Raw genomic sequence first — 20,788 nt, 5'->3', positions numbered from 1 at the left:
GTTTTAATTTAAAAATTAGCGTTAATACCAAAAGTGATGTTTCTTGTAATGGGTGCAGAACCTCTCTGGTAGCCATTTTTTAGTGGATCATCGGTATATTCGTTGACCCCTTCCGGATTGTAGCTGGAATATCCTTTGGCAAATTTGTACCATAGATTTGCAGCGGAAGCATAGATTCTCAGGTTGCTCGCTTTTATCGCGTTCAGCCATTTTGCATTTAGAGTATACCCCAGATTCAGACTGCGCAGGGCGATGAAGGAAGCATCTTCAATGGAATACCTGCTTTCCGTTTTGTACCTGGTCTTTGCCTGTAAATCTGCAGGCAGCGTCAGGTAGGCTGAAGTACCCGTAGCTGAAAACTGTGTTTCATAATAGTTGGGATCTGCATTGAATACACTTGCGCCATGGGAGCCCTGTAACACAAAACTCAGGTCGAAATCTTTGTATTTGACGTTACTGGTTAACCCCCAGGTAAATTTAGGTGTAGGCTGTCCAAGTATCACCCGATCCTGTTCATTTACCACACCGTCTCCGTTCATATCCCTGGCAATGACCCGGTCTGAATGCACATTAGTAGGCCAGAAATTTCCGGCTACCTCAATGTCGCGATCATATTCATAACCATAGAACTGAACCAATGGCTGGCCTACCTGAGCAAGAAAATAATTGAGTCTTTTTGGATCTCCGATACTGATGATGGAATTGCTGTTTCCCAAAGCTTTAACCTTGTTTTTATTGGTCGCTGCATTGGCACTCAGGCTCCATTTAAAATGCTCATTGTCGATGATTTTGGCGCCTAATTCTATCTCTAATCCCTGGTTTTGTACTTCTCCGATATTGGTCCATACTCCGTTACTGCCGGTAATCGTGTTGATGGGCAGAAAGAAAAGCAGGTCTTTGGTGGTAGAACGGTAAGCATCAACAGTTAAGGTAAACCTGTTTTTGAAAAAGGCCATGTCTACTCCGGCATTTAAGCTGAAGCTGCGTTCCCATCCCAGATCCGGATTGTCGTAAAAGCTGGAATTAAAACCCAGGCTTGTCGCATCGCCAAGAATGGCGCCTACGGTATTTACATTGGCAAATGCCCGGTAGTTTCCGATATTGTTATTTCCTGTAGCCCCGTAGCTTGTTCTGATTTTCAGGTCGTTTACAAAAGCCTCTTTATCATAAAAATCTTCATTGCTGACTCTCCAGCCCAGGGACGCAGAGGGGAAATATCCCCATCGGTTATTTGCCCCAAATCTGGAACTGCCATCCCATCTGGAACCTACGGAGATCAGGTATTTGTTGTCGTAAGCATAATTCGCTCTGAAAAGAACGGAAGCCAATGCACTTCTTTCCTCATTAGAGGTTAAGGAGCTCATGGTCCCCGCATTTAAGGTGGGGATTTCATCCGTTGAGAAATTGGTCGCCGCTGCATTGCTGCTGGTTATTTTTGTCGTTTGCGCTGTGAAACCAGCGATCACACTCAGGTCATGTTTACCAAAGCTTTTGGTATAGTTCAGGATGTTTTCATTTAATAAATCAATGGTCTGACTATTGGCAAGACTGCCTTTGGTAGAGGCTTGCGCTACCGCTGCTCCCTGTAAAAAGGGATCTCTTGTGGCCCATGATTTTTGAAAAAAGTCGTTCCGGGAATTGCTGATAAAAGCGCCTCCGGATACTTTTAAAAAAAGGTCTTCTGTGAAGTTATACTGGACATTGGCATTGGCCAGTGTTTTGGAAACGGAAGTGGTATTGTTGATGCCATACAGGTTACTGTATCCGTTGTTATTTGCGGTAGCTGATAAATTAATCCCTTTATAGCGGGGATTGGTTGCGGGGTCGAAAGCCCTTTGATGAACGATATTGCCAACTGGTAGTCCCGTTGCATCAGAAATATTTTGTGTCGCATAAAGCGGAAGCCAGGTTGCGAAGCTTCTCAGCAGGTCATGAACCTTATATACCGGTGCATCCTGTACGGTGTAAGAAGGGGTCAGGCTCAGGCCGATCTTCCATTTTTTATTCGGTGTAATGTCAATGTTCGCTTGTCCGCCGTAGCGTTTGTAATTGTTGGTGGCGATGACTCCTTTATCAAAGAGTGCTTCACCGGAAATGTAATATTTAACCTTCTCTGTTCCTCCGCTGACATTCACCTGTGCATTTTGAAAGGATCCATTTCTGAATACAATATCTTGTGGGTCGGTAGGAACATCGTATTGTTGTGCCGCCAGAAGTTCCGGAGATAAGACGCCGTTGTTAACCGACTTTACATGGTCCGACCATTCGGAAAGGCTGGGGAAGTTTAACCTTCTGTACACCTCTTTGAAACCTGCCGAAGTATTCAGGCCGACTATAGTTTTTCCGTTTTTACCTGATTTGGAGGTGATCAGAATCACGCCATTTGCTCCTCTGGAACCATAAATGGCAGCAGAAGCTGCATCTTTTAAGACCTCAATACTTTCCACGTTATTCATGTCTACGGAGGAAAGGTCGGTTGGAACCGGATAGCCATCAATTACGATGAGTGGATTTGTCCCGGCGGTGATGGAGGCCGCGCCACGGATACGGATTACCGGTGCTGCACCTGCGGTGGCATCGGTAGTTTGGATTTGTACACCTGCCAGTTTCCCCGCCAATGCCTGATCTGCCCTGGATACCGGGATCTGGTTCAGGTTGTCATTACTGAGCCTGGCCACTGCACCGGTGACTGATGATTTCTTTTGTGTTCCATAGCCAATAACCACAACGGTATTCATCGTGTTTTCCTGAGCGGCAAGAACAACCGTAATGGTTTCGTTTTTGCTAACGGGATAAGTTTTTGACTGATAGCCGAGGTAATTGATCAGGAGGTTTTTTCCGGCATCTACGGTAATTGAAAAGGCACCTTTATCATCGGTCACTGTCCCTTGTTTACTATCGGCAACTGTAACGGATGCGCCAGGTAGTATTCCACCCTGTTCATCTTTTACGATGCCCTGGATCGTTACTTTAGTCTGAGAAAATGCCGGTTTCAAAATCAGAAAACAGGAAATGACAAGGAGGAGCATACCTCGTAAGTAAACTTTCGAATTCATATTTAGTCGATTTATATTTGGTTCAGGTTGTCTCTACTTGGTAAAATCCCCATTTACGGTAGAAAACAGATTTTTAGGCATTGTTTAATTACGGGAGGCCGGAGCCTCCCGTATGGTTATTCCGGTTTAAGAAAAGTTTAAACCGCCATTGATGTCGATATTTGTTCCGGTGATGTAACTCGCCTGGTCTGATGCGAGGTATACAATCAGGTCTGCGACTTCCGAAGCTTGTCCTTCTCTTTTCAGTAAGGTTGCATTGGCCACATTTACCCGCACTTCAGGCTTGCTGAAAGTATCATGAAAAGTGGTCGCGATCATTCCTGGTAAAACTGCATTTACGCGGATGTTTTTTGGTCCGAGTTCCTTTGCGAGTGCCCTGGTATAGGTGGTTACCCCACCTTTAGCGGTAGCGTAAGCACTTGCGCCCGGTCCGCCGCCATCTCTTCCGGCAAGGGAAGATAGGTTAATTATGGATGCACCGGAGCCCATGTAAGGGATGGTGGCTTTACTCACCAGGTAAACACTTTTCAGGTTGAGGTCCATCACTGCATCCCAGAAATCTTCATCCAGTTCTGCGGTTGGTTTTCTGGCCACCATTCCTCCTGCAACGTTCACCAGGATATGGATCTCCTCACCGAAGGCAGCCCTTGCCTGTTCGATCAGTTGGGTCACCTCTGCAGATTTCGTCACATCCCCTTTTACGATGATGGCTTCGCCGCCATTTTCTTTGATCAGATTTAAAGTTTCCTCTGCATTGGCCAGGTTGCTCAGGTAATTGATCACCACTTTAGCTCCTTCTGCTGCCAGCTGTAAGGAAACAGCTCTTCCGATATCTCTTGAACCACCGGTTACAATTGCTACTTTATTTTTTAAACGCATATTAAAATATTTATGAATGAATGATTTTTTTAGAAGTAATGTATTTGATGCAGATCCAGGTAATCGGAACCAGAACTGCGGCCAGCACGAAGAAAGAGACATAGCTCGTTTTCGTCATTGCAGGCACTGCCCAGGTTGTGATCAGGGTGCCAACTACTGCTGCGGTACCTCCCATGCCGGCTACCGTGCCTACATTTTTTCCATTGAAATAATCGCTGGGTAAGGTTTGCAGGTTGCCGATCAGGAATTGAAAACCGAAAAGGGTGGTTCCAATTAATACCATCGCCAGTGATGGGTTTGCTTTCAGTCCGTCCAGGTTATAGACGATGGCAATTAGGGAAACCAGCATTATGCCACAGCCCAGCGCCACAGAATTTTTTCTTGCTTTGACCGCCTCGACTCCCCGTTTTACCTGCCAGGAAGAATGGTAACCGCCCAACAGACTGCCGATCGCAGCAAACAGGTAGGGCAGCCAGGTAAAGGCACCGATCTGTTTGATGTCAAAGAGAAACTGCTCTTTCAGGAAAGTCGGCAGCCAGGTCACAAACAGCCACCATACCGGGTCAATAAAGAACCGGGCCATAATGATGCCCCAGGTATTCCTGAATTTCAACAATTCTCTCCAGCTCAGGACTGGAGCCACTTCTACAGAACTGTTGCTTTCCGGATCTGTATCGAGGATATAGTTTCTTTCTTTTTCTGTCAGCCATGGATGTTTTTCGGGAGCTGCTTTATTGATGATCAACCAGGGGATGATCCAGATCAGACCTAAAGCTGCGATGAGGACAAAAGTCATCTTCCAGCCAAAAACGATGTACAGAAAAGCAATGATGGGGGCGGAGACCACCGATCCCAGCGATGCACCTGCGCCAAAGATCCCTTGTGCAATGGCCCTTTCTTTTGCCGGAAACCATTCTGCATTGCTCTTGGTGGCTCCGGGCCAGTTGCCCGCCTCGGAAAAGCCCAGCATAAACCGGAAGATGTTAAAAGACATCAGCGATCTTGCAAAAGAATGCAGGGCAATGGAAATACTCCAACCGATGATCGAAATCGTCATTCCCAATCTGGTTCCTACTGCATCCATCAGTTTACCGGTAAAGGTCTGGCCTAATGCATAAGCGATCATAAAGAAGGTCGTGATCAGTGCGAGTGCATTTTTATTGTCTGCATCCGCAATCCCAAATTCTTTGTAAATGTAGGGCCACATGATATTGATGGCACTTCTGTCGATATAGTTGATCACTGTTGCCAGGGCAATCAGCGCAACGATGTACCACCGTAATCCTTTGATCTTCATAGCCCCAGTCCTTTCAGAAATTCCATGATCTTCGCATTGACCATTGCATGTTCCTCTGCAGGAAATTTCCCATGTAAGCCACCTTTTACGGTGATGAATTCATTTTTTACACCCATTTCGTCGAGTTTCGCCTTCAGGGCGACAGATTGCTCATAGGGAACGATCGGATCGGCATCGCCATGTACGATAAATACAGGCGGACTGCTTTTTTTTACCTGATAAAGGGGAGATACTGATTTAGCAAAGTCTGTATCTTCTGCTTTTGCACCCAGCCAGCTGGTGGCTGACTTACTGGTTTTCAATTTACCATAACCCCAGTCCCAAACATCCGTGATGCCATATTTATCGATAATGGCAGCCACTTTGATGTTTTCTATTCCTTTGCAATTGCCATCAAAAAGATGATCATTTTCCATTAAACCTCCCATCAATGCCAGGTGCCCGCCAGCGGAAGCACCCATGATGACAATTTTGCTGACATCAATATTGAGCGTCTTTGCATGGCTGATCAGGTAAATCAAAGCACAGCGTGTGTCTTCTATAGCTGCAGGAGCGGTGGCAGCAGCGGTCAGCCGATATTCAATATTCGCTACGGCGTAGCCTTTTTTAAAGAAAGGACTGAAGCCGCCCTGAGATTCTTTAGTTCCTTTATTCCAGCCTCCACCATGAATGTTGATGACCAAAGGCGAAGCTGCTCCCCCTGTTGGTGGCAGGTATAAATCCAGTTTTCCTTCCCAGCCGTTTACTTTGGTGTATACGACATTGAGCTGTTCGCTGAATCCTTTAGGATATTGTACTTTCTTAACGGTGGCTGTGTCTTGTGCACTGAGGCTAAATGTGGTCCATAGCAGCGTGCATAGTATCATGAGTTTTTTCATTTGATCAAGGTTTTAGGTTTACAAGAAATCTTCCCGGTGAGGGGAGAATACGTCAATGAGGATTCCCGGTTCAAGGCATACACATCCGTGGATTTCGTGTGGAGGAGCGTAAAAGCCATCTCCCTTTTTCAGAATTCTTTTCTCTTCACCGATCCTCATTTCAAACACACCGCTATCTACATAGGTGACCTGCGAATGGTGGTGCTCATGCAGGACTCCGATGGCTTCTGCTTCAAATTTGGCTTTCACCAACATGATCTTATCGTCGTATCCGTAAACTTGCCTTTTGACCCCGTTCTTTAGGTCCTGCCATTCCACCTGTTCTTCTATTTGAAATAAATTGCTCTGTATCATATTGATTAGTTGATTTTTATGAAGTTTTCTTTGTTGTTGTAATTGATCTGATACTGGTAGGTTTTTCCTTTGACTTTAAAAGAAAGGGAAGCCTGGTTTGGGTTGCTTGTAATGATCTTCAGATCGCTGACCAGACTGTTTGCCCCGGTAGTGGTTTCGCTCACCGGATTGATTTGCCCATGGCTCTCGGTGATGCTGAAAAAGAGCTGATCTTTGCTGTCTGTAGAAGAAAGTATAAAGGCTTTGCTTTCCAGTAGATTGGAGTCCGGATCATTGGCCCCAAGCGATACCAGTTTTAAATTCAGAGGAGCATCTGTAGCAAAATGAACCGTGTAAAAGCGTTTGTTGTTTAAGATGCTGAGGTATCCGCTTTTTTCAGGAACAGCTTGTTCTGCATTGAGCCAGAGGTGTTCATATCCATACTTACTGCCCAGTGGTTTTAACTGATCGGTATGGTTCTTCGTTTTTGGGGAGACATCTACCAGATGTCCTTTATACCAAAAGGGAAGGTCATATTGATGTGCTTTCTCTGAATTCACGCGAAAGATGTCGATCAGCAGGGGCTTTTTAAGCTCCTGAACTTTTAACAAAGCAGTGGTTCTGCTCATTTCCACTCCCGGGTAGGCATGACTTTCTTTGGCACTAAAGACCTGCAGGTCTTTATCGCTTTTAAAATAGCTGACCTGCCCTGAGCTTTGTTGGGCAAGGTCTGCATTGGCTTTGAAGTTGGAGGTCTGGTCTACGGTTAAGGTATTGTGGGCAATGGTTTGTTTGGCCCATGTTTTATTTTCAGGAAGGTAATCACCACCTTTTTTAGATTCTATGTTGATGAACCTTGCAGAACCATAATCAGGGAATATTTCGACGCCATTGTCATAATATAAAAGATTCAGGCGGTCGAAATGTCCATGTCCCATTCCTTGCGAAGCTGCTTTAACGAGTACGGCCTGCTGGTCTTCATTGTTGCCGAACCTCAGGATTCCCAATCCTCCTTCATCTCCGGAAGCACCGTCTTTGATCAGCTGACTTTGGTAGACAAACGGTTTCGATTTTCCTTCGCTAAGGTCTTTGGCAATTTTTAGGCCTGCATCGGAAACGATTACTTCGCCTTGTTGCTCTGCAATGTCTAAAAGCTCTGCTGAAGCTTTGATGTCCGCATAAGCGATGTCTACCCCATATATCAGCTCGGAAGACTCATAGGTTTTACCTTTGATGGCATCGTTGATCGGAAAGAATGTCCCGTCGGTATAGGTGAGCTGTAGTGAGGTTTGAATGGCTTTTGCGAGTAGCTGGTCACGGTATTGGAATATTTTTAATTCCGGTTGATAGTTGTTGATGGTTTTAGCAAAGATGACAAAAGGGAGCAGCGCATATCTTTGGTAATAAGGACCTTCTGTGTAATACCCGTCAGGAGAAAAGAGTTGGTCAATTTGTGCGAGGTAACCTGTTTTTCCGTCTTTTGCAGAACCTTTCAAAGCCATCTGTACATAGTCCGGTTTATTGATGACGTATCCGGTCATACCTACTGCAGCCACATCCCAGGTGGCATGGTTATGGATTTTGTTGAAAGTTTCCGCACAATCTACCGTGAAAAACTTAAGAATAGGTTCAAATAGTTTTGATTCAATGGTTTTTCTATTGCTGACAGATAAGGCGTCATGAACCAGGTCGTAACTTTGAATGGTGTAGACCTGCCAGACAAAATCATTGAGGCTCTGCCAGAAAATTCTTCCTCCCTGGTGGCCTTCTTTTCTCTTTGGGTGCAGAGGCCACTTTTCATATTCTGCAGCGTATTTTAAGAGCATCTGTTCTACGTAGGTGGCATATTTTTTATCTGCGCTGATCTGATAAGCAATTCCGCAATTCAGCATATTGGTATAGTTCTTTTTATGCTGCTCATGACTTTTTCCGCCTCCGGCATCCTTAGGTGTAGGTACTTCAATAGGTTCCAGGATGGCTTTATCGGCATCAGATTTTACTTTCTTCCAGGACTTTTTAAGCAGGGGATAGGTCTGTATACCTTTTCTTAGCGCTTCTGTATTTTGCTTGCTGAGCATGATAGAAGGATGCTCCTGCGAGAAGGAAGGAAGGGTGAAAAAAAGGCAAATAGCGCCCCATACCAACTTTTTTAAGTAGTTCATAATGATTTTAAGAAGATTAAAATTTAAGGCTTATGCCATTTTTTTGAGGGCGTTTTTATTTAGTTACCATGTACAATTTTTTGTGCGGCAAAGCCCGCTTTACTAATCTGGAACATATCATTTAAATGTGCTGCAACTGCATTTTCTGCCGCATCAATATCCTGGTCCTGTATTGCTTTTAAGATTTTGCGATGTTCTTCAATAGCAAGGATGCCACGGTTATCTCCACAGATCTTATTTTCTACGATGCTTTTGATCAGGTCAGGAATAAGAATGAGGATCATCGATTCGATGACCGAATTCTTGGAAGCCTTAGCGATGCAGATGTGAAAGATCATGTCTTCTTCTACAGCATTCTGGCTGGCATTTACTTTTGCCTCATAATCCAGTAAAGCTTCGTTCAGGTTAATCAGGTCCTGCGCTGTTCTTCGCTCTGCGGCAAGCTTTACGGCATCCAGTTCCAGGTAATACCTGGCCTCCAGAAGCGCATTAAAATCTTCTTTATTGAATTTAATGATGTCAGTAATGATGCTGTCCAGGACTTTGATACTTAAGCCGGAAACATAAGTGCCACTTTGAGGGTTGGTTTTCAGGAGTCCATAGAACTCGAGTTTTAAAATGGCTTCACGAACATAACTGCGACCTACACCAAACTTCTCTGCAAGCAGTCTTTCGGCAGGAAGGCGATCTCCGGGCTGAAGTTGTCCGGAAGTAATGAGTTGTTTCAGCTGCCCGATGATCTTATCTACGGGAGTCTCCACCTCTATAGATCTGATCGTTTCTATAAATGATTTCATACGATATATTTGGTTTACCAATTATTGGTTTACCAAATCTATAAAATAAAACCATTAATCAAAAATTATTTGAAGTTCTGGGGGAAAGCGGGGCGTTGGGGATGGCAAAAGTGGAGAGCGGAAGTTTTATGTATGTTTAAAGCTCGGCCTTTTCGGGGATAGGTATGACAATGTTCTTCACCAGAGAATAGTCTTTTTCTTCATAATTCCATTCCAGGGTCATCTTCCATTTTCCTTTTTTTATTCCATCTAATGGAATCTCTAAAATGCCTTCAGGATCGCTCCTGAGGTATTTTATGATTGCAGGATCCTTTATATTATCTCTGTTCACAAAGAAAGCTTTCACTGCAACCTGATGCTCAAAACACATATTAATCTTTGTCATAGAATTGGTAATTAGCACTGGCAGAATTTCAATAGAAAAGCGTAATTAATAAACCATTGAAAGCCCTAAAATGTTTGGAGATTTGATTAATTATCAGTTTGTTATAAGGAGATGTGTAACGTTGTTTTTACCGGATTTGTTTTTAATCGGACTGACATTGGTCGGATAGTGTTATGATAGTGTTGTGATACTGGTCGACTCTTCTCTATGTTTCGTTCGACTCTTCTTCGAGTCGGAGTCGAAGAACACTTGCAAAGACTTCGCACCATATTCGGCCGGAACACAGAGAACGATACAACACTACCATAACACTATCCGACCAGTGTCCTGTCTTCCTTCGTTCCTTGTTCGACTACAACAGTTAACTGAAACGTCCCATGAATGTATCCGGAACGTACCAGGAACGTCTTTTTGCATGAAAAGATGTTACTGGTATATATCCAGGGTATTTCCAGGACGTCTCAGTTAACTGTTATGATCGAAGGAGAATCCTACCGGTTCTTTTGTTGGTTTCGCTGATATTATGTAAATCTTTCCCGAAATGATATAAAATAGTTCCCCGCTCGGGGAGGTACCTTTGTCTTAGAATCTAAACAAGATACGTCATGAAAGAAAATATAGAAACCCTTACCTTGCCCGTTTTAGGAATGACCTGTGCCTCCTGTGCTACGAGTGTCCAATCCATGATTGCTGCGCAGGAAGGGGTGGATCATGCGGAAGTGAATTATGCCACTCAATCTGTCAAAGTAACTTTTCACCCGGATCAGGTACAGCCTGCTGCCTTTCAGAAAGTAGTACAATCTATCGGCTATGACCTGATTCTGGAAAGCGAGGGAGCTAAAGAAAAACAAGAAGAACTGCAAAAGAACAATTATGAATCTTTAAAAAAGAGAATGATTGCTTCTTCGATCCTGGCACTGCCGGTGGTCATTATTGGAATGTTCTTTATGGATATGCCTAATGGCAATTATTATATGCTGGCATTGACCACGCCAATCCTTTTTATTTTTGGACGAAACTTCTTCATCAATGCCTGGAAACAGGCACAGCATGGAAAAGCCAATATGGATACATTGGTGGCCCTAAGTACAGGGATTGCCTATATTTTTAGCGTGTTCAATACTTTTTACCCTGAATTCTGGCATTCCAGAGGACTCCATCCTCACGTATACTTTGAAGCCGCTGCCGTGGTGATTGTCTTTATCATGCTGGGGAAACTGCTCGAAGAAAAAGCAAAATCGAATACTTCTTCCGCCATTAAAAAGCTGGTTGGCTTACAGCCGAAAACAGTGTATCTGGTTACGGAAGATGGAGAAAAGGAAATTCCGGTGTCAGATGTGCGCATCGGGGATCAGCTGATGGTGCGTTCAGGAGAAAAGATTCCTGTGGATGGGATCGTCTACTCGGGCAGTTCATTTGTGGATGAAAGTATGATTACCGGCGAGCCTGTAGCAGTTTCCAAAACGGAGGGCGATAAAGTATTTGCGGGAACGATCAATCAAAAAGGTACGTTCCGTTTTAAAGCAGAAAAGGTAGGCGGGGAAACCATGCTTGCCCAGATTATAAAACTGGTTCAGGATGCACAGGGTTCCAAAGCACCTGTACAAAAACTGGTCGATAAGATTGCTGGGATCTTTGTCCCTATAGTCATGCTGATTGCCGTTTTGACTTTAGGTGCCTGGTTGGTTTTTGGAGGAGAACATGCCTTTACTCATGGTCTTTTAGCAATGGTGACTGTACTCGTGATTGCCTGTCCTTGTGCGTTAGGGCTGGCAACACCTACAGCCATTATGGTCGGAATAGGGAAGGGTGCCGAAAGTGGAATCCTGATCAAAGATGCGGAAGCATTGGAACTGGGATATAAAGTAAATGCAGTGATCCTGGATAAAACAGGGACCATCACAGCAGGGAAACCAGAAGTAACCGCGGTAGAATGGGCTGCAAAACTGCCGGTAGAGAAATCGCAATTGTCGGAAATCCTGATGGCACTGGAGTATGCTTCGGAGCATCCACTTGCCGAAGCCATTGTAAGTCACTTAAAAGAAGCGGGCGTAAAACCGGCACTGATCAGTGACTTTGAAAGCTTAACAGGTAAAGGAGTAGAAGGGATATTCAATGGCAATAAATACTGGGCAGGAAGCCATAAAATTTTAAAGGAGCAAAAGATTGCTGTTGCTAAAGAAATAGAAAGTAAAGTCCTCGCTTTGCAGGAACAGGCACAAACGGTGATTTACCTGGCCAATGCGACACAAGTGTTGGCGATTGTGGCCATCGCAGATCAGATCAAAGCTGGTTCGGCTAAAGCGGTTGCCGCCTTAAAAGATCAGGGCATAACCGTATACATGCTTACCGGCGACAACCAGCAGACCGCGGCCTCTGTGGCTAAACAGGCCGGAATTGAGCATTTCAAAGCCGAAGTTCTGCCTTCAGACAAAGCCGATTTTGTAAAGGAATTGCAAGCGCAGGGGAAAGTCGTTGCCATGGTAGGTGATGGAATCAATGACAGTCAGGCTTTAGCCCAGGCAGACGTTTCAATTGCCATGGGGAAAGGTTCTGATATTGCCATCGATGTGGCGAAAATCACCCTGGTTTCCTCAGACCTGCAGCAGGTTCCTAAAGCATTAAGACTTTCTAAACTAACGGTACGTACGATTCGCCAGAACCTTTTCTGGGCATTTATCTATAACCTGATCGGCATTCCTATTGCTGCGGGTCTGCTTTATCCTTTCAACGGGTTCCTGTTAAACCCAATGATTGCAGGAGCTGCCATGGCTTTGAGTTCTGTATCTGTAGTCGGAAACAGTCTGAGGCTAAAACTCTCAAAATTAAGTTAATCAATCATAATTAAATAATTCAAATGGAAACGTTAAAATTCAAAACTACGATCAAATGTGAAGGCTGTATCGCAACCGTTACCCCGCATTTAAACAACCTTTCTGCAATCTCTAAATGGGAAGTGGACACGACCAGTCCAGACAAAATCCTTACCGTAGAAGGGGATGAATCATTGGATGCCCAGGTGATTAAAGACACCTTGAGCAAAGCCGGGTACGCATCTGAGAAAATATAAGCCATTGACAATTAGTGGTATAATGTCGTAAATTTAAATGGAGAAACCTGAACTTCAGGTTTCTCCTGATTTATTTAGCATCTTTGCAGGGAACACAATAGCCATTTGTTATTCCTAAAATGAAAAGAATTGGAGCTTTAAGTTTTGCCGCATTTTACCTGATGTTAACCACAGGTCTGTTTGTGTGTATGCTCCATTGCTCCGGTCAATCCTTATTTGTTCATAAAAAGACACACCATGCCGCGGCTGAAAACACCGCAGGACATCACGCAAAATCAGGGACATCTGCCAAATCTTGTGCTCAGGATAAGGATTGCAAATGCTGTGATGAACATGGGGAATATGTGATCAAAGAAAACATCAAAAGAACGGCATCAGTACAATTAACTGCGCCTAGTATTTTGCTTAGCCTTATTCAAACTTCTTTTCCTGGTTTAGTTCTTTCGGAAAAGCTGATCAACGCTAAAAAATGGCACCTGGACACCGGGCCGCCACTTTATGTAAAAACACCGCTTTACATTTCGAACAGGGTATTGCTGATTTGATTCAAATCCGATTTTCAGGGAGCTGGGGCCGTTTGCGCGCTGCTGCCATATCTGAATTGAATTTTTAATCAAGCTTGAATACTCATGTTATTACACGTAAAAAATATGGTTTGCGGCCGTTGTATCGTTGCAGTCCGCCAACAAATGGAAAAATTAAATTTCCTGGTTTCTGACATTACTCTGGGAACGGTAGAGATTCATCCCACTCCGGAAGGAATACAGCTGGAAAATATTGGAACCTCATTGAAATTGCTGGGCTTTGAACTGATCGATAAAGAAAAAGATCAGCTCGTAGAGCGGGTAAAAAATGTCATCATTGAGCTCGTTCATCATTCTGATCTTTCCAATCTAGATCAAAGCATGGTCAGTATGATCGCCTCTGGCGTAAACAGGGATTATACCTATCTCAGTCGCCTGTTTTCCGATTCCGAAGGACTGACCATAGAAAAGTTTATCATCTATCAGAAAATTGAAAAAGTGAAGGAGCTGATCGGATATGGAGAAATGAACCTCAATGAGATTTCAGTGAAAATGGGCTATAGCAGTAGTTCGCATCTCTCTGCGCAATTCAAAGCTATTACCGGACTTTCCCCAAGCAAGTTTAAAGCTGCAGGGAGCCTGGGGCGGACGGCGATCGACAAAATTTAAAAAGATATTTTAAGAAAAGAGATGAGAGCAGAAAAAGCACGGGAAAGATCATTCTGATTCCCTGAGTTCAGAATTTTATAAAATAATCCCATAATTATATAAAAATATAAGCTGTTAATTTTCAAACTTTGAACCTTAAATGAAAAGAACTCTGTTAACCATACTTGCTGTCTTCTACCTGGGTGTTTCCAGTGGGGCGACGCTGCACTTCCATTATTGCATGGGGGAGTTGGTGAGCTGGGGTTTAGATCAGCAAAATAAAGACACCTGTGGTCTTTGCGGAATGCCTAAAGGAACACCAAAAGCCAAGGCAAAATCCTGCTGTGAGGATGAAAAACAACAGCCAAAAGTGGATAAATCTCAGAAAGCCAATGTTCCGGTTTATGAGTTTAATGCGGCCTTATCGGCGGTGATCCTACCTGCGTTATTTGTAAATTACCAACCACAGGTTCCGCTTAAAATTACCAGGGAAGCATTGAGCAATGCACCCCCGGACGGCAATAAAATTCCCGTCTTCCTGAAAAACTGTACCTACAGAATATAATACCCTTTTCTTTTGTTTCCTGACGCGTTCGCGTCCTGGTTATGATGTAATCGTAGCCCATTTTTTATTAAATCCATTTTCTTAAATAACCATTATTATGAAATCATTAAGATTCCTATCGGCGGTCGTATTGACCTTCCTGAGCATTGCTGTATTTGCGCAATCTAAAATAGACAGTATTAAAGTGCGTGGTAACTGTACCATGTGTAAAAAGAAGATAGAAACTGCCCTGAAAGTGCCTGGTGTAAGTGCGGCAAACTGGAGCCCGGAAACAAAAGTGTTAAAGGTAAGCTATGATTCTTCTGTCATCACCAATGACCAGATACAACAAAAGGTAGCGGCTACAGGTTACGATACCCAGAAGTTTAAAGCCAGCGATGAAGCGTATAACAAGCTTCATGGATGTTGCCAATATGAGCGTGAAGGAGAAGAAAAACTTCCCGTTAAAGGCCAGAAAAAACACTAGTTCCTGATTGTTGATCTCAGCATCATTAAAATAAAAAAATGGTACATAAAATTATAGAATGGTCAATGCGCAATCGGTTTATTGTGCTGGTGCTTTCTTTGGGGCTTTTTGTCTGGGGCATTTATGCCGTTAAGAAAAATCCCATAGATGCGATTCCTGACCTGTCAGAAAACCAGGTGATTGTATTTACAGAATGGATGGGCCGCTCACCGCAACTGATCGAAGATCAGGTCACCTATCCGCTGGTCACCAATTTGCAGGGGATTCCTAAGATCAAGTATGTTCGTGGTTCCTCCATGTTCGGAATGAGTTTTATCTATGTCATCTTTGAAGACGATGTGGATGTCTATTGGGCAAGAGAAAGGGTATTGGAGCGGATCAGTACGATCTCGAAGACCCTGCCCGATGGTGTTGCCCCTCAGCTGGGGCCGGATGGAACAGGGGTAGGTCATGTGTTGTGGTATACTCTGGATGCCCCGGATATGGACCTTGGAGAACAAAGGGCCATCCAGGACTGGTATGTGAAGTTTGCTTTACAAACGGTTCCCGGAGTGAGTGAAATCGCTTCTTTTGGAGGGTTTCAGAAACAATATCAGATCTCTATAGATCCGAATAAACTGCTTTATTATAAGTTATCTGCCCCGGAGGTGATTGCAGCGGTACGAAGCAATAACAATGAATCCGGAGGGAGGAAGTTTGAGATGAGTGATATGGGCTATATCATTAAAACTTCCGGATACCTCAAATCCATTAAAGAAATCTCAGACATTCCCGTGAAAAACCAGAACGGAACGCCGATCCGGATTTCGGATCTGGCTACGGTCCAGATGACCGGAGAAACGAGGTTGGGAATTTTCGACCAGAACGGAGAAGGAGAACGTGCAGGTGGGATTGTTGTGATGCGTTATGGTGAGAATGCTGCGGAGGTGATAGAGAAGGTAAAAGAAAAAATGAAAGAAGTGTCGAAAGGATTGCCTAAAGGCGTTAAATTCGACATTGTCTACGACCGTGGAGAGTTGATTAGTGAGGCGGTAGATTCCATCACCCATACCCTGATTGAAGAAATGATCGTCGTTTCGATCATTGTCATCATTTTTCTTTTCCACTGGAGAAGTGCATTGAGCATTATCATTCAGATTCCAATTACCATTGCAGCGAGTTTCATCCTGCTGAATGCTTTTGATATTTCCTCCAACATCATGTCGCTGACCGGGATTGCCCTGGCCATTGGTGTCATCGTCGACAATGGGATTATCATGAGTGAAAACGCTTACAAACATCTTGCAGAACGCTATGCGATCTGGGAACAGGATCAACAAAAAACAACTGAATCATGATCAAGTGGATAAAAAATAGATTCCGTAAATCTCCGGATTGGATTACGGAAGAAGATCGCCTTGCGGTGATCACCAAATCCAGTAAACAGGTGTCCAGGGGCGTGTTCTTTGCCACGGTTATCATCATCACCTCTTTCCTTCCGGTGTTTATGCTGACAGGGCAGGAGGGGAAATTATTCCACCCACTGGCCTTCACCAAGACTTTCATCATGATTGTCGATGCCTTACTGGTAATTACCCTTGCACCGGTGCTGATTTCCTTTTTTATGAAGGGCAAATTCAGACCGGACCATGCGAATCCCGTAAACAGGGGCCTGGAAAAGGTGTATGAGCCGGTAATCAGGGTGGTTTTAAATTGGAGAAAAACAACTTTGGCAGTGAATATCATTGCCTTATTGATCACCATTCCTTTATTGAAAAACCTGGGAACAGAATTTATTCCTCCTTTGGATGAACAAAGTATTCTTTTTATGCCGGTCACCTTACCTGATGTTTCCAATGCGGAAGCGAAGCGGATCCTGCAGGTTCAGGATAAGATCATTAAATCGGTTCCGGAAGTGGATAAGGTTTTGGGAAAAGCAGGGCGCGCTAATACCGCAACCGATAATTCCCCGATCAGTATGATCGAAACGATCATTACCCTGAAGCCCAAAAAAGAATGGAGGGAAGGGATCACGAAAAAAGACATCATCAATGAGCTGGATGCCAAACTGCAAATCCCGGGAGTGGTGAATGGCTGGACACAACCGATCATCAACAGGATCAATATGTTGGCTACCGGAATCCGGACAGATGTGGGGATTAAAGTCTTTGGACAAAATCTGGATACCATTGCTTCCGTTTCTGAACGTGTAAAGGCAGCATTGGAAGGTACTGCAGGGGTAAGTGACCTTTTTGTAGAACCCATTACAGGAGGTAAATACCTTTCTATCGATGTGAAACGCGAGGAACTGGCCCGTTATGGATTGAATGTAGATGATGTAAACCAGATCGTGGAAACGGCATTGGGTGGGGCTACGATTGGCAATACGATTGAAGGGCGTCAGCGCTTTTCGATCAGTGTCCGCCTGGCTCAGGAATACAGAAATAGTGTAGAAAGAATCAAGCGGATTCCGGTACAATCCAAAGGATTTGGCGAAGTACCACTTTCGGCAGTTGCTGATGTGAAGTTCGAAGATGGTCCGCCAATGATCAGTTCAGACAATGCCATCCTTCGCGGTGCAGTGATGTTTAATGTGAGGGACAGAGATTTGGGAAGTACTGTTCAGGACGCAATGGAGAAGCTGAACAAAGAAAAAGGGATCCTTCCTGAAGGTTATTTCCTGGAGTGGAGCGGACAGTATGAGAACCTGATCAGGGGTAAACAAACCCTGATGTGGATTGCGCCGGTAGTGCTGGTGATCATTTTCTTCTCTTTATATTTTGCTTTTCATTCCATCAGGGAAGCTTTCCTGAGTCTGATCACCGTTCCTTTTGCCTTAATCGGCGGAGCGTATATGATCTGGTTCTGGGATGTTAACCTTTCCGTTGGGGTCGCAGTGGGCTTTATTGCCCTGTTTGGGATCGCCGTCGAGACGGGAATTGTGATGGTCATCTATCTCAATGATGCCATGCAGCAGCTGATCAAATTAAAAGGAAATTCCAGCGAAACGATTACCAAAGCAGATTTAAGAGAATATGTGATTTTCGGTGCGGCAAGAAGGTTAAGGCCAAAGCTGATGACAGTTTGTGTGTCGCTCTTTGGATTGGTGCCGGTATTATGGGCCACAGGAGTCGGGGTAGACGTGATGCAACCCATCGTATTGCCGATGATTGGAGGGGTATTGACTTCTTCTACACACATCCTGTTGGTGACGCCACTGATCTTTCTGATGTCTAAAGAATACGAATTGAGAAAATATGGAAAATTGGAGGTGCATGATGTACAACATTAAAAGAATCGTATGGCTGATTTGCCTGCTTCCCTTTTATTCGGTGGCGCAGCAAAAACCAGTCCTTTCACTGGATACCATCCTGAACAGGATCAATCAGAATAATTTACTGTTACAGTCTTACGGACTGAAAGCAGAAAGCTATAAACACCTCGGTAAAGCAGCCACCGCATGGATGGCGCCAATGGTTGGGGTAGGGACATTTATGACCCCTTATCCTGGACAGGTGATGATGGACGACCGCGACAAAGGGTCGGTCATGGTTCAGTTTGAGCAGGACATCCCGAATCCGGTGAAGCTAAATGCCAACCGCAAGTTCATCGAGTCTAAAGGCAATGTAGAAAATGCAACGAGGGGAGTCACGCTGAACGAATATAAAGCACAGGCCAAACGACTGTACTTTACCTGGCTTGTTGCCCTTCAAAAGATCTCCATTTTGCAGAAAAATGAGAAGATCATGCAGACGATGAAAAAGATCGAGGAGATCAGGTATCCTTATAACCAGTCGAAATTGGGAAGCGTTTACAAAGCTTCAGCAAAGATTGAAGAAAACAGGAACATGATCCGGATGCAGGAAGGCGATATGGCCAAATCCCGCGCCTGGTTAAACAGCCTGATGAACAATCCCGGAAATATGGACTTTGCCATAGACTCCACTTATCAGCCTCAATATGTACCTGCTGCAATGATTGATACAGGAAGTCTGGCGATGGTAAGAAAGGACATCAAAAAAATGGATTACAGCATTTATTCGATGAAACTGAACATCGAGGCGATGAAGAAACAAAGTCGCCCGGACTTTAAACTCCGCTTCGACCATATGTCGCCATTGACTAAAATGATGCCCAAGGCTTTCAGCATTATGGGGATGGTGAGCATTCCTATTGCGCCATGGTCTTCAAAGATGTATAAATCTGAAGCCAAGGGGATGGCCTATGAGGTGCTGGCGATGGAAAAGGAAAAATCAGCCATGCTGCAGGAAACCCAGGGCATGCTTTATGGGATGCAGTTTGAAATCCAGTCCATGCAAAAGCGGATCGAAGCGATGGAAGACAAGATCATTCCTACGCTTCAGAAAACAATGGATGTAAGTTTCCTCAGCTACCGGGAGAACAAAATGGAGCTGCCGGAGGTGATCGGTACCTGGGAAGCATTGACCATGATGCAGACCAGTGTATTGGACGAGAAACTTAAACTTTATTTAATGATCGTAGATTATGAGAAAGAATTATATCGTTAGGCGCGGAGCTTCGGCCTTCCGGGGGTTTATGATATTGGGAACAGCCGGAATCCTATTGATCAGTGCCTGCAAAGAGAAAAAAGGAGTGCATCATGATCCGGGTGTTGTGAAAATCGACAGCAACCTTTCTCATTTACTGAAGCCTTCCAACGAGCAGGTGGTCTCTGCTTTGCCGGTAATTAAGGCAGAATACGGAGCGAAAATCTTTACCGAAGAAGTTCAGGGAGTCATGAATTATGACGCAAGAAACCAGAACAACATCTCCAGTAAGGTGAGCGGAAGGATAGAGCGTTTATGGGTCAAATACAATTACCAGCCCGTTAAAAAGGGGCAGCTGATCATGGAGATTTATTCGCCGGACCTGGCTGCGGCACAACAGGAACTGCTGTTCATCCACCGGAGCGGGAACGATCCGATGATGCTTGCACAGGGAAAACAGCGCCTGATCCTTTTAGGAATGACCCCTTCAGGGATTAGCAATTTATTAAAAACAGGTAAACCAAGTTACCGGATTCCGGTATACAGCAATACCTCAGGATATATCCTGGAGAAAACAGCAGCAGCTACCGCCTCTTCCCCCTCGGCTCCTTCGGCTGCTGCGTCTTCAGGTGGTGATGGGATGACTGAAATGGGAGGGGCTTCTGCTGCGGCAGCAGCCAGTCCTGCGGCGGTACCTGTGGCTTCACCGGTGTTGTTAAGGGAAGGTCAATATGTAAGTGCAGGTGCTTCATTGTTTACCATTTACAGTTCAGATCGACTGGTGGCAGAGTTTTCACTGAAAGCGGCCTTTGCGGCACATATCAAAAAGGGTAAAAAGTTCATCTTTTACAAAACTGCGGATAAATCGGAAAGTCAGGCTGCAGAGATTGGCCTTATTCAGCCGACTTTTAAAAACGGAGAAAATTTTACCATTGCCAGGGCCTACCTGCTAAATCCGACGATTAAGCCAGGGCAACTGCTGACGGCCAGGATTCCGGTATTATTAAAGGCCTCCTGGTGGCTACCGGAGGCTGCAGTGCTTTCGGTGGGAAATAAACAGGTGGTCTTTAAGAAAGAGGGCAATGTGTTCCTTCCTAAAGTAGTGGATGCCGGCATCACCATCGGGGGAATGGTCCAGATCAATGAAGACATCAGTACCTGGAACATCAGTAAAAATGCCGCTTATCTGGTAGACAGTGAGAGCTTTATTAAAATGACAGAAAACATTCAGCATTAAGGAT

At 44.4% G+C, this 20,788-nt stretch carries 18 protein-coding genes; 10 read left to right on the top strand and 8 right to left on the bottom strand.

The genetic code is table 11. The features are described from left to right. Nucleotides 1-8: 8 nt before the first annotated feature. The 8 genes from AAFF35_RS19875 to AAFF35_RS19840 form a co-directional block, all read right to left on the bottom strand. Complete coding sequence (locus tag AAFF35_RS19875; protein WP_342328281.1) at nt 9-3,056, bottom strand: TonB-dependent receptor; 3,048 nt, start codon at nt 3,054-3,056, stop codon at nt 9-11. A 126-nt stretch (nt 3,057-3,182) separates the two neighbouring features. Beyond that, entirely contained in the window at nt 3,183-3,935 is a 753-nt protein-coding gene (locus tag AAFF35_RS19870) for a 3-oxoacyl-ACP reductase family protein (protein ID WP_342328280.1), read from the bottom strand. 10 nt (nt 3,936-3,945) lie between these two features. Then, the gene (locus AAFF35_RS19865; RefSeq protein WP_342328279.1) at nt 3,946-5,232 is read right to left on the bottom strand and encodes an MFS transporter; all 1,287 of its coding nucleotides are present in this window, start codon (nt 5,230-5,232) and stop codon (nt 3,946-3,948) included. Continuing rightward, the gene (locus AAFF35_RS19860; RefSeq protein ID WP_342328278.1) at nt 5,229-6,110 is read right to left on the bottom strand and encodes an alpha/beta hydrolase; all 882 of its coding nucleotides are present in this window, start codon (nt 6,108-6,110) and stop codon (nt 5,229-5,231) included. Before AAFF35_RS19860 ends, AAFF35_RS19865 begins: the two co-directional genes overlap by 4 nt. A gap of 18 nt (nt 6,111-6,128) precedes the next feature. Then, the gene (locus AAFF35_RS19855) at nt 6,129-6,464 is read right to left on the bottom strand and encodes a cupin domain-containing protein (RefSeq protein ID WP_124583345.1); all 336 of its coding nucleotides are present in this window, start codon (nt 6,462-6,464) and stop codon (nt 6,129-6,131) included. A gap of 5 nt (nt 6,465-6,469) precedes the next feature. Beyond that, nucleotides 6,470-8,605, bottom strand: coding sequence for a heparinase II/III family protein (locus AAFF35_RS19850; protein WP_342328277.1), 2,136 nt, complete (start codon nt 8,603-8,605; stop codon nt 6,470-6,472). A 59-nt stretch (nt 8,606-8,664) separates the two neighbouring features. Beyond that, nucleotides 8,665-9,402, bottom strand: coding sequence for a FadR/GntR family transcriptional regulator (locus AAFF35_RS19845; protein ID WP_124583340.1), 738 nt, complete (start codon nt 9,400-9,402; stop codon nt 8,665-8,667). Nucleotides 9,403-9,538: 136 nt separating this feature from the next. Continuing rightward, nucleotides 9,539-9,787 carry a hypothetical protein gene (locus tag AAFF35_RS19840; protein WP_342328276.1) on the bottom strand — a complete coding sequence of 83 codons (249 nt, stop codon included), beginning with the start codon at nt 9,785-9,787 and terminating at the stop codon, nt 9,539-9,541. Nucleotides 9,788-10,392: 605 nt separating this feature from the next. On the opposite strand from AAFF35_RS19840, the gene AAFF35_RS19835 reads away from it, so the two are divergent. The 10 genes from AAFF35_RS19835 (at nt 10,393) to AAFF35_RS19790 (ending at nt 20,784) form a co-directional block, all read left to right on the top strand. Continuing rightward, nucleotides 10,393-12,621 (top strand): heavy metal translocating P-type ATPase, encoded by a 2,229-nt coding sequence (locus AAFF35_RS19835; RefSeq protein ID WP_342328275.1) that lies wholly within the window; start codon nt 10,393-10,395, stop codon nt 12,619-12,621. A 23-nt stretch (nt 12,622-12,644) separates the two neighbouring features. Then, complete coding sequence (locus AAFF35_RS19830) at nt 12,645-12,857, top strand: heavy metal-associated domain-containing protein (RefSeq protein ID WP_124583334.1); 213 nt, start codon at nt 12,645-12,647, stop codon at nt 12,855-12,857. 119 nt (nt 12,858-12,976) lie between these two features. Then, nucleotides 12,977-13,402 (top strand): hypothetical protein, encoded by a 426-nt coding sequence (locus AAFF35_RS19825; protein ID WP_342328274.1) that lies wholly within the window; start codon nt 12,977-12,979, stop codon nt 13,400-13,402. An 84-nt stretch (nt 13,403-13,486) separates the two neighbouring features. Continuing rightward, nucleotides 13,487-14,050, top strand: a complete 564-nt coding sequence (locus AAFF35_RS19820; protein WP_342328273.1) for an AraC family transcriptional regulator — start codon at nt 13,487-13,489, stop codon at nt 14,048-14,050. Nucleotides 14,051-14,189: 139 nt separating this feature from the next. Then, entirely contained in the window at nt 14,190-14,594 is a 405-nt protein-coding gene (locus tag AAFF35_RS19815) for a hypothetical protein (protein WP_342328272.1), read from the top strand. A 97-nt stretch (nt 14,595-14,691) separates the two neighbouring features. Continuing rightward, nucleotides 14,692-15,060 (top strand): heavy-metal-associated domain-containing protein, encoded by a 369-nt coding sequence (locus tag AAFF35_RS19810; RefSeq protein WP_342328271.1) that lies wholly within the window; start codon nt 14,692-14,694, stop codon nt 15,058-15,060. Between the two features lie 38 nt (nt 15,061-15,098). Then, nucleotides 15,099-16,397 carry an efflux RND transporter permease subunit gene (locus AAFF35_RS19805; RefSeq protein ID WP_342328270.1) on the top strand — a complete coding sequence of 433 codons (1,299 nt, stop codon included), beginning with the start codon at nt 15,099-15,101 and terminating at the stop codon, nt 16,395-16,397. Then, nucleotides 16,394-18,331, top strand: a complete 1,938-nt coding sequence (locus tag AAFF35_RS19800; RefSeq protein ID WP_342328269.1) for an efflux RND transporter permease subunit — start codon at nt 16,394-16,396, stop codon at nt 18,329-18,331. The genes AAFF35_RS19805 and AAFF35_RS19800 overlap by 4 nt, the downstream gene beginning before the upstream one ends. Next, a complete protein-coding gene (locus AAFF35_RS19795; RefSeq protein ID WP_342328268.1) occupies nt 18,315-19,568 on the top strand; it encodes a TolC family protein in 1,254 nt (417 codons plus the stop codon). The genes AAFF35_RS19800 and AAFF35_RS19795 overlap by 17 nt, the downstream gene beginning before the upstream one ends. After that, entirely contained in the window at nt 19,546-20,784 is a 1,239-nt protein-coding gene (locus tag AAFF35_RS19790) for an efflux RND transporter periplasmic adaptor subunit (protein WP_342328267.1), read from the top strand. The genes AAFF35_RS19795 and AAFF35_RS19790 overlap by 23 nt, the downstream gene beginning before the upstream one ends. Nucleotides 20,785-20,788: the final 4 nt, after the last annotated feature.

It is taken from the genome of Pedobacter sp. FW305-3-2-15-E-R2A2, from assembly GCF_038446955.1.
Lineage (GTDB): Bacteria > Bacteroidota > Bacteroidia > Sphingobacteriales > Sphingobacteriaceae > Pedobacter.
Note: the sequence above shows the minus strand (reverse complement) of the source record. Positions and strands in the feature narration are given on the sequence as shown.

Excerpts from the sequence above, each read along its gene's own strand:
- AAFF35_RS19790 (WP_342328267.1), top strand. The coding sequence starts at position 19,546 with ATGAGAAAGAATTATATCGTTAGGCGCGGAGCTTCGGCCTTCCGGGGG.
- AAFF35_RS19860 (WP_342328278.1), bottom strand. The coding sequence starts at position 6,110 with ATGAAAAAACTCATGATACTATGCACGCTGCTATGGACCACATTTAGC.
- AAFF35_RS19830 (WP_124583334.1), top strand. The coding sequence starts at position 12,645 with ATGGAAACGTTAAAATTCAAAACTACGATCAAATGTGAAGGCTGTATC.
- AAFF35_RS19845 (WP_124583340.1), bottom strand. The coding sequence starts at position 9,402 with ATGAAATCATTTATAGAAACGATCAGATCTATAGAGGTGGAGACTCCC.
- AAFF35_RS19840 (WP_342328276.1), bottom strand. The coding sequence starts at position 9,787 with ATGACAAAGATTAATATGTGTTTTGAGCATCAGGTTGCAGTGAAAGCT.
- AAFF35_RS19820 (WP_342328273.1), top strand. The coding sequence starts at position 13,487 with ATGTTATTACACGTAAAAAATATGGTTTGCGGCCGTTGTATCGTTGCA.
- AAFF35_RS19875 (WP_342328281.1), bottom strand. The coding sequence starts at position 3,056 with ATGAATTCGAAAGTTTACTTACGAGGTATGCTCCTCCTTGTCATTTCC.
- AAFF35_RS19870 (WP_342328280.1), bottom strand. The coding sequence starts at position 3,935 with ATGCGTTTAAAAAATAAAGTAGCAATTGTAACCGGTGGTTCAAGAGAT.
- AAFF35_RS19810 (WP_342328271.1), top strand. The coding sequence starts at position 14,692 with ATGAAATCATTAAGATTCCTATCGGCGGTCGTATTGACCTTCCTGAGC.
- AAFF35_RS19795 (WP_342328268.1), top strand. The coding sequence starts at position 18,315 with ATGATGTACAACATTAAAAGAATCGTATGGCTGATTTGCCTGCTTCCC.
- AAFF35_RS19865 (WP_342328279.1), bottom strand. The coding sequence starts at position 5,232 with ATGAAGATCAAAGGATTACGGTGGTACATCGTTGCGCTGATTGCCCTG.
- AAFF35_RS19850 (WP_342328277.1), bottom strand. The coding sequence starts at position 8,605 with ATGAACTACTTAAAAAAGTTGGTATGGGGCGCTATTTGCCTTTTTTTC.
- AAFF35_RS19800 (WP_342328269.1), top strand. The coding sequence starts at position 16,394 with ATGATCAAGTGGATAAAAAATAGATTCCGTAAATCTCCGGATTGGATT.
- AAFF35_RS19815 (WP_342328272.1), top strand. The coding sequence starts at position 14,190 with ATGAAAAGAACTCTGTTAACCATACTTGCTGTCTTCTACCTGGGTGTT.
- AAFF35_RS19835 (WP_342328275.1), top strand. The coding sequence starts at position 10,393 with ATGAAAGAAAATATAGAAACCCTTACCTTGCCCGTTTTAGGAATGACC.
- AAFF35_RS19825 (WP_342328274.1), top strand. The coding sequence starts at position 12,977 with ATGAAAAGAATTGGAGCTTTAAGTTTTGCCGCATTTTACCTGATGTTA.
- AAFF35_RS19855 (WP_124583345.1), bottom strand. The coding sequence starts at position 6,464 with ATGATACAGAGCAATTTATTTCAAATAGAAGAACAGGTGGAATGGCAG.
- AAFF35_RS19805 (WP_342328270.1), top strand. The coding sequence starts at position 15,099 with ATGGTACATAAAATTATAGAATGGTCAATGCGCAATCGGTTTATTGTG.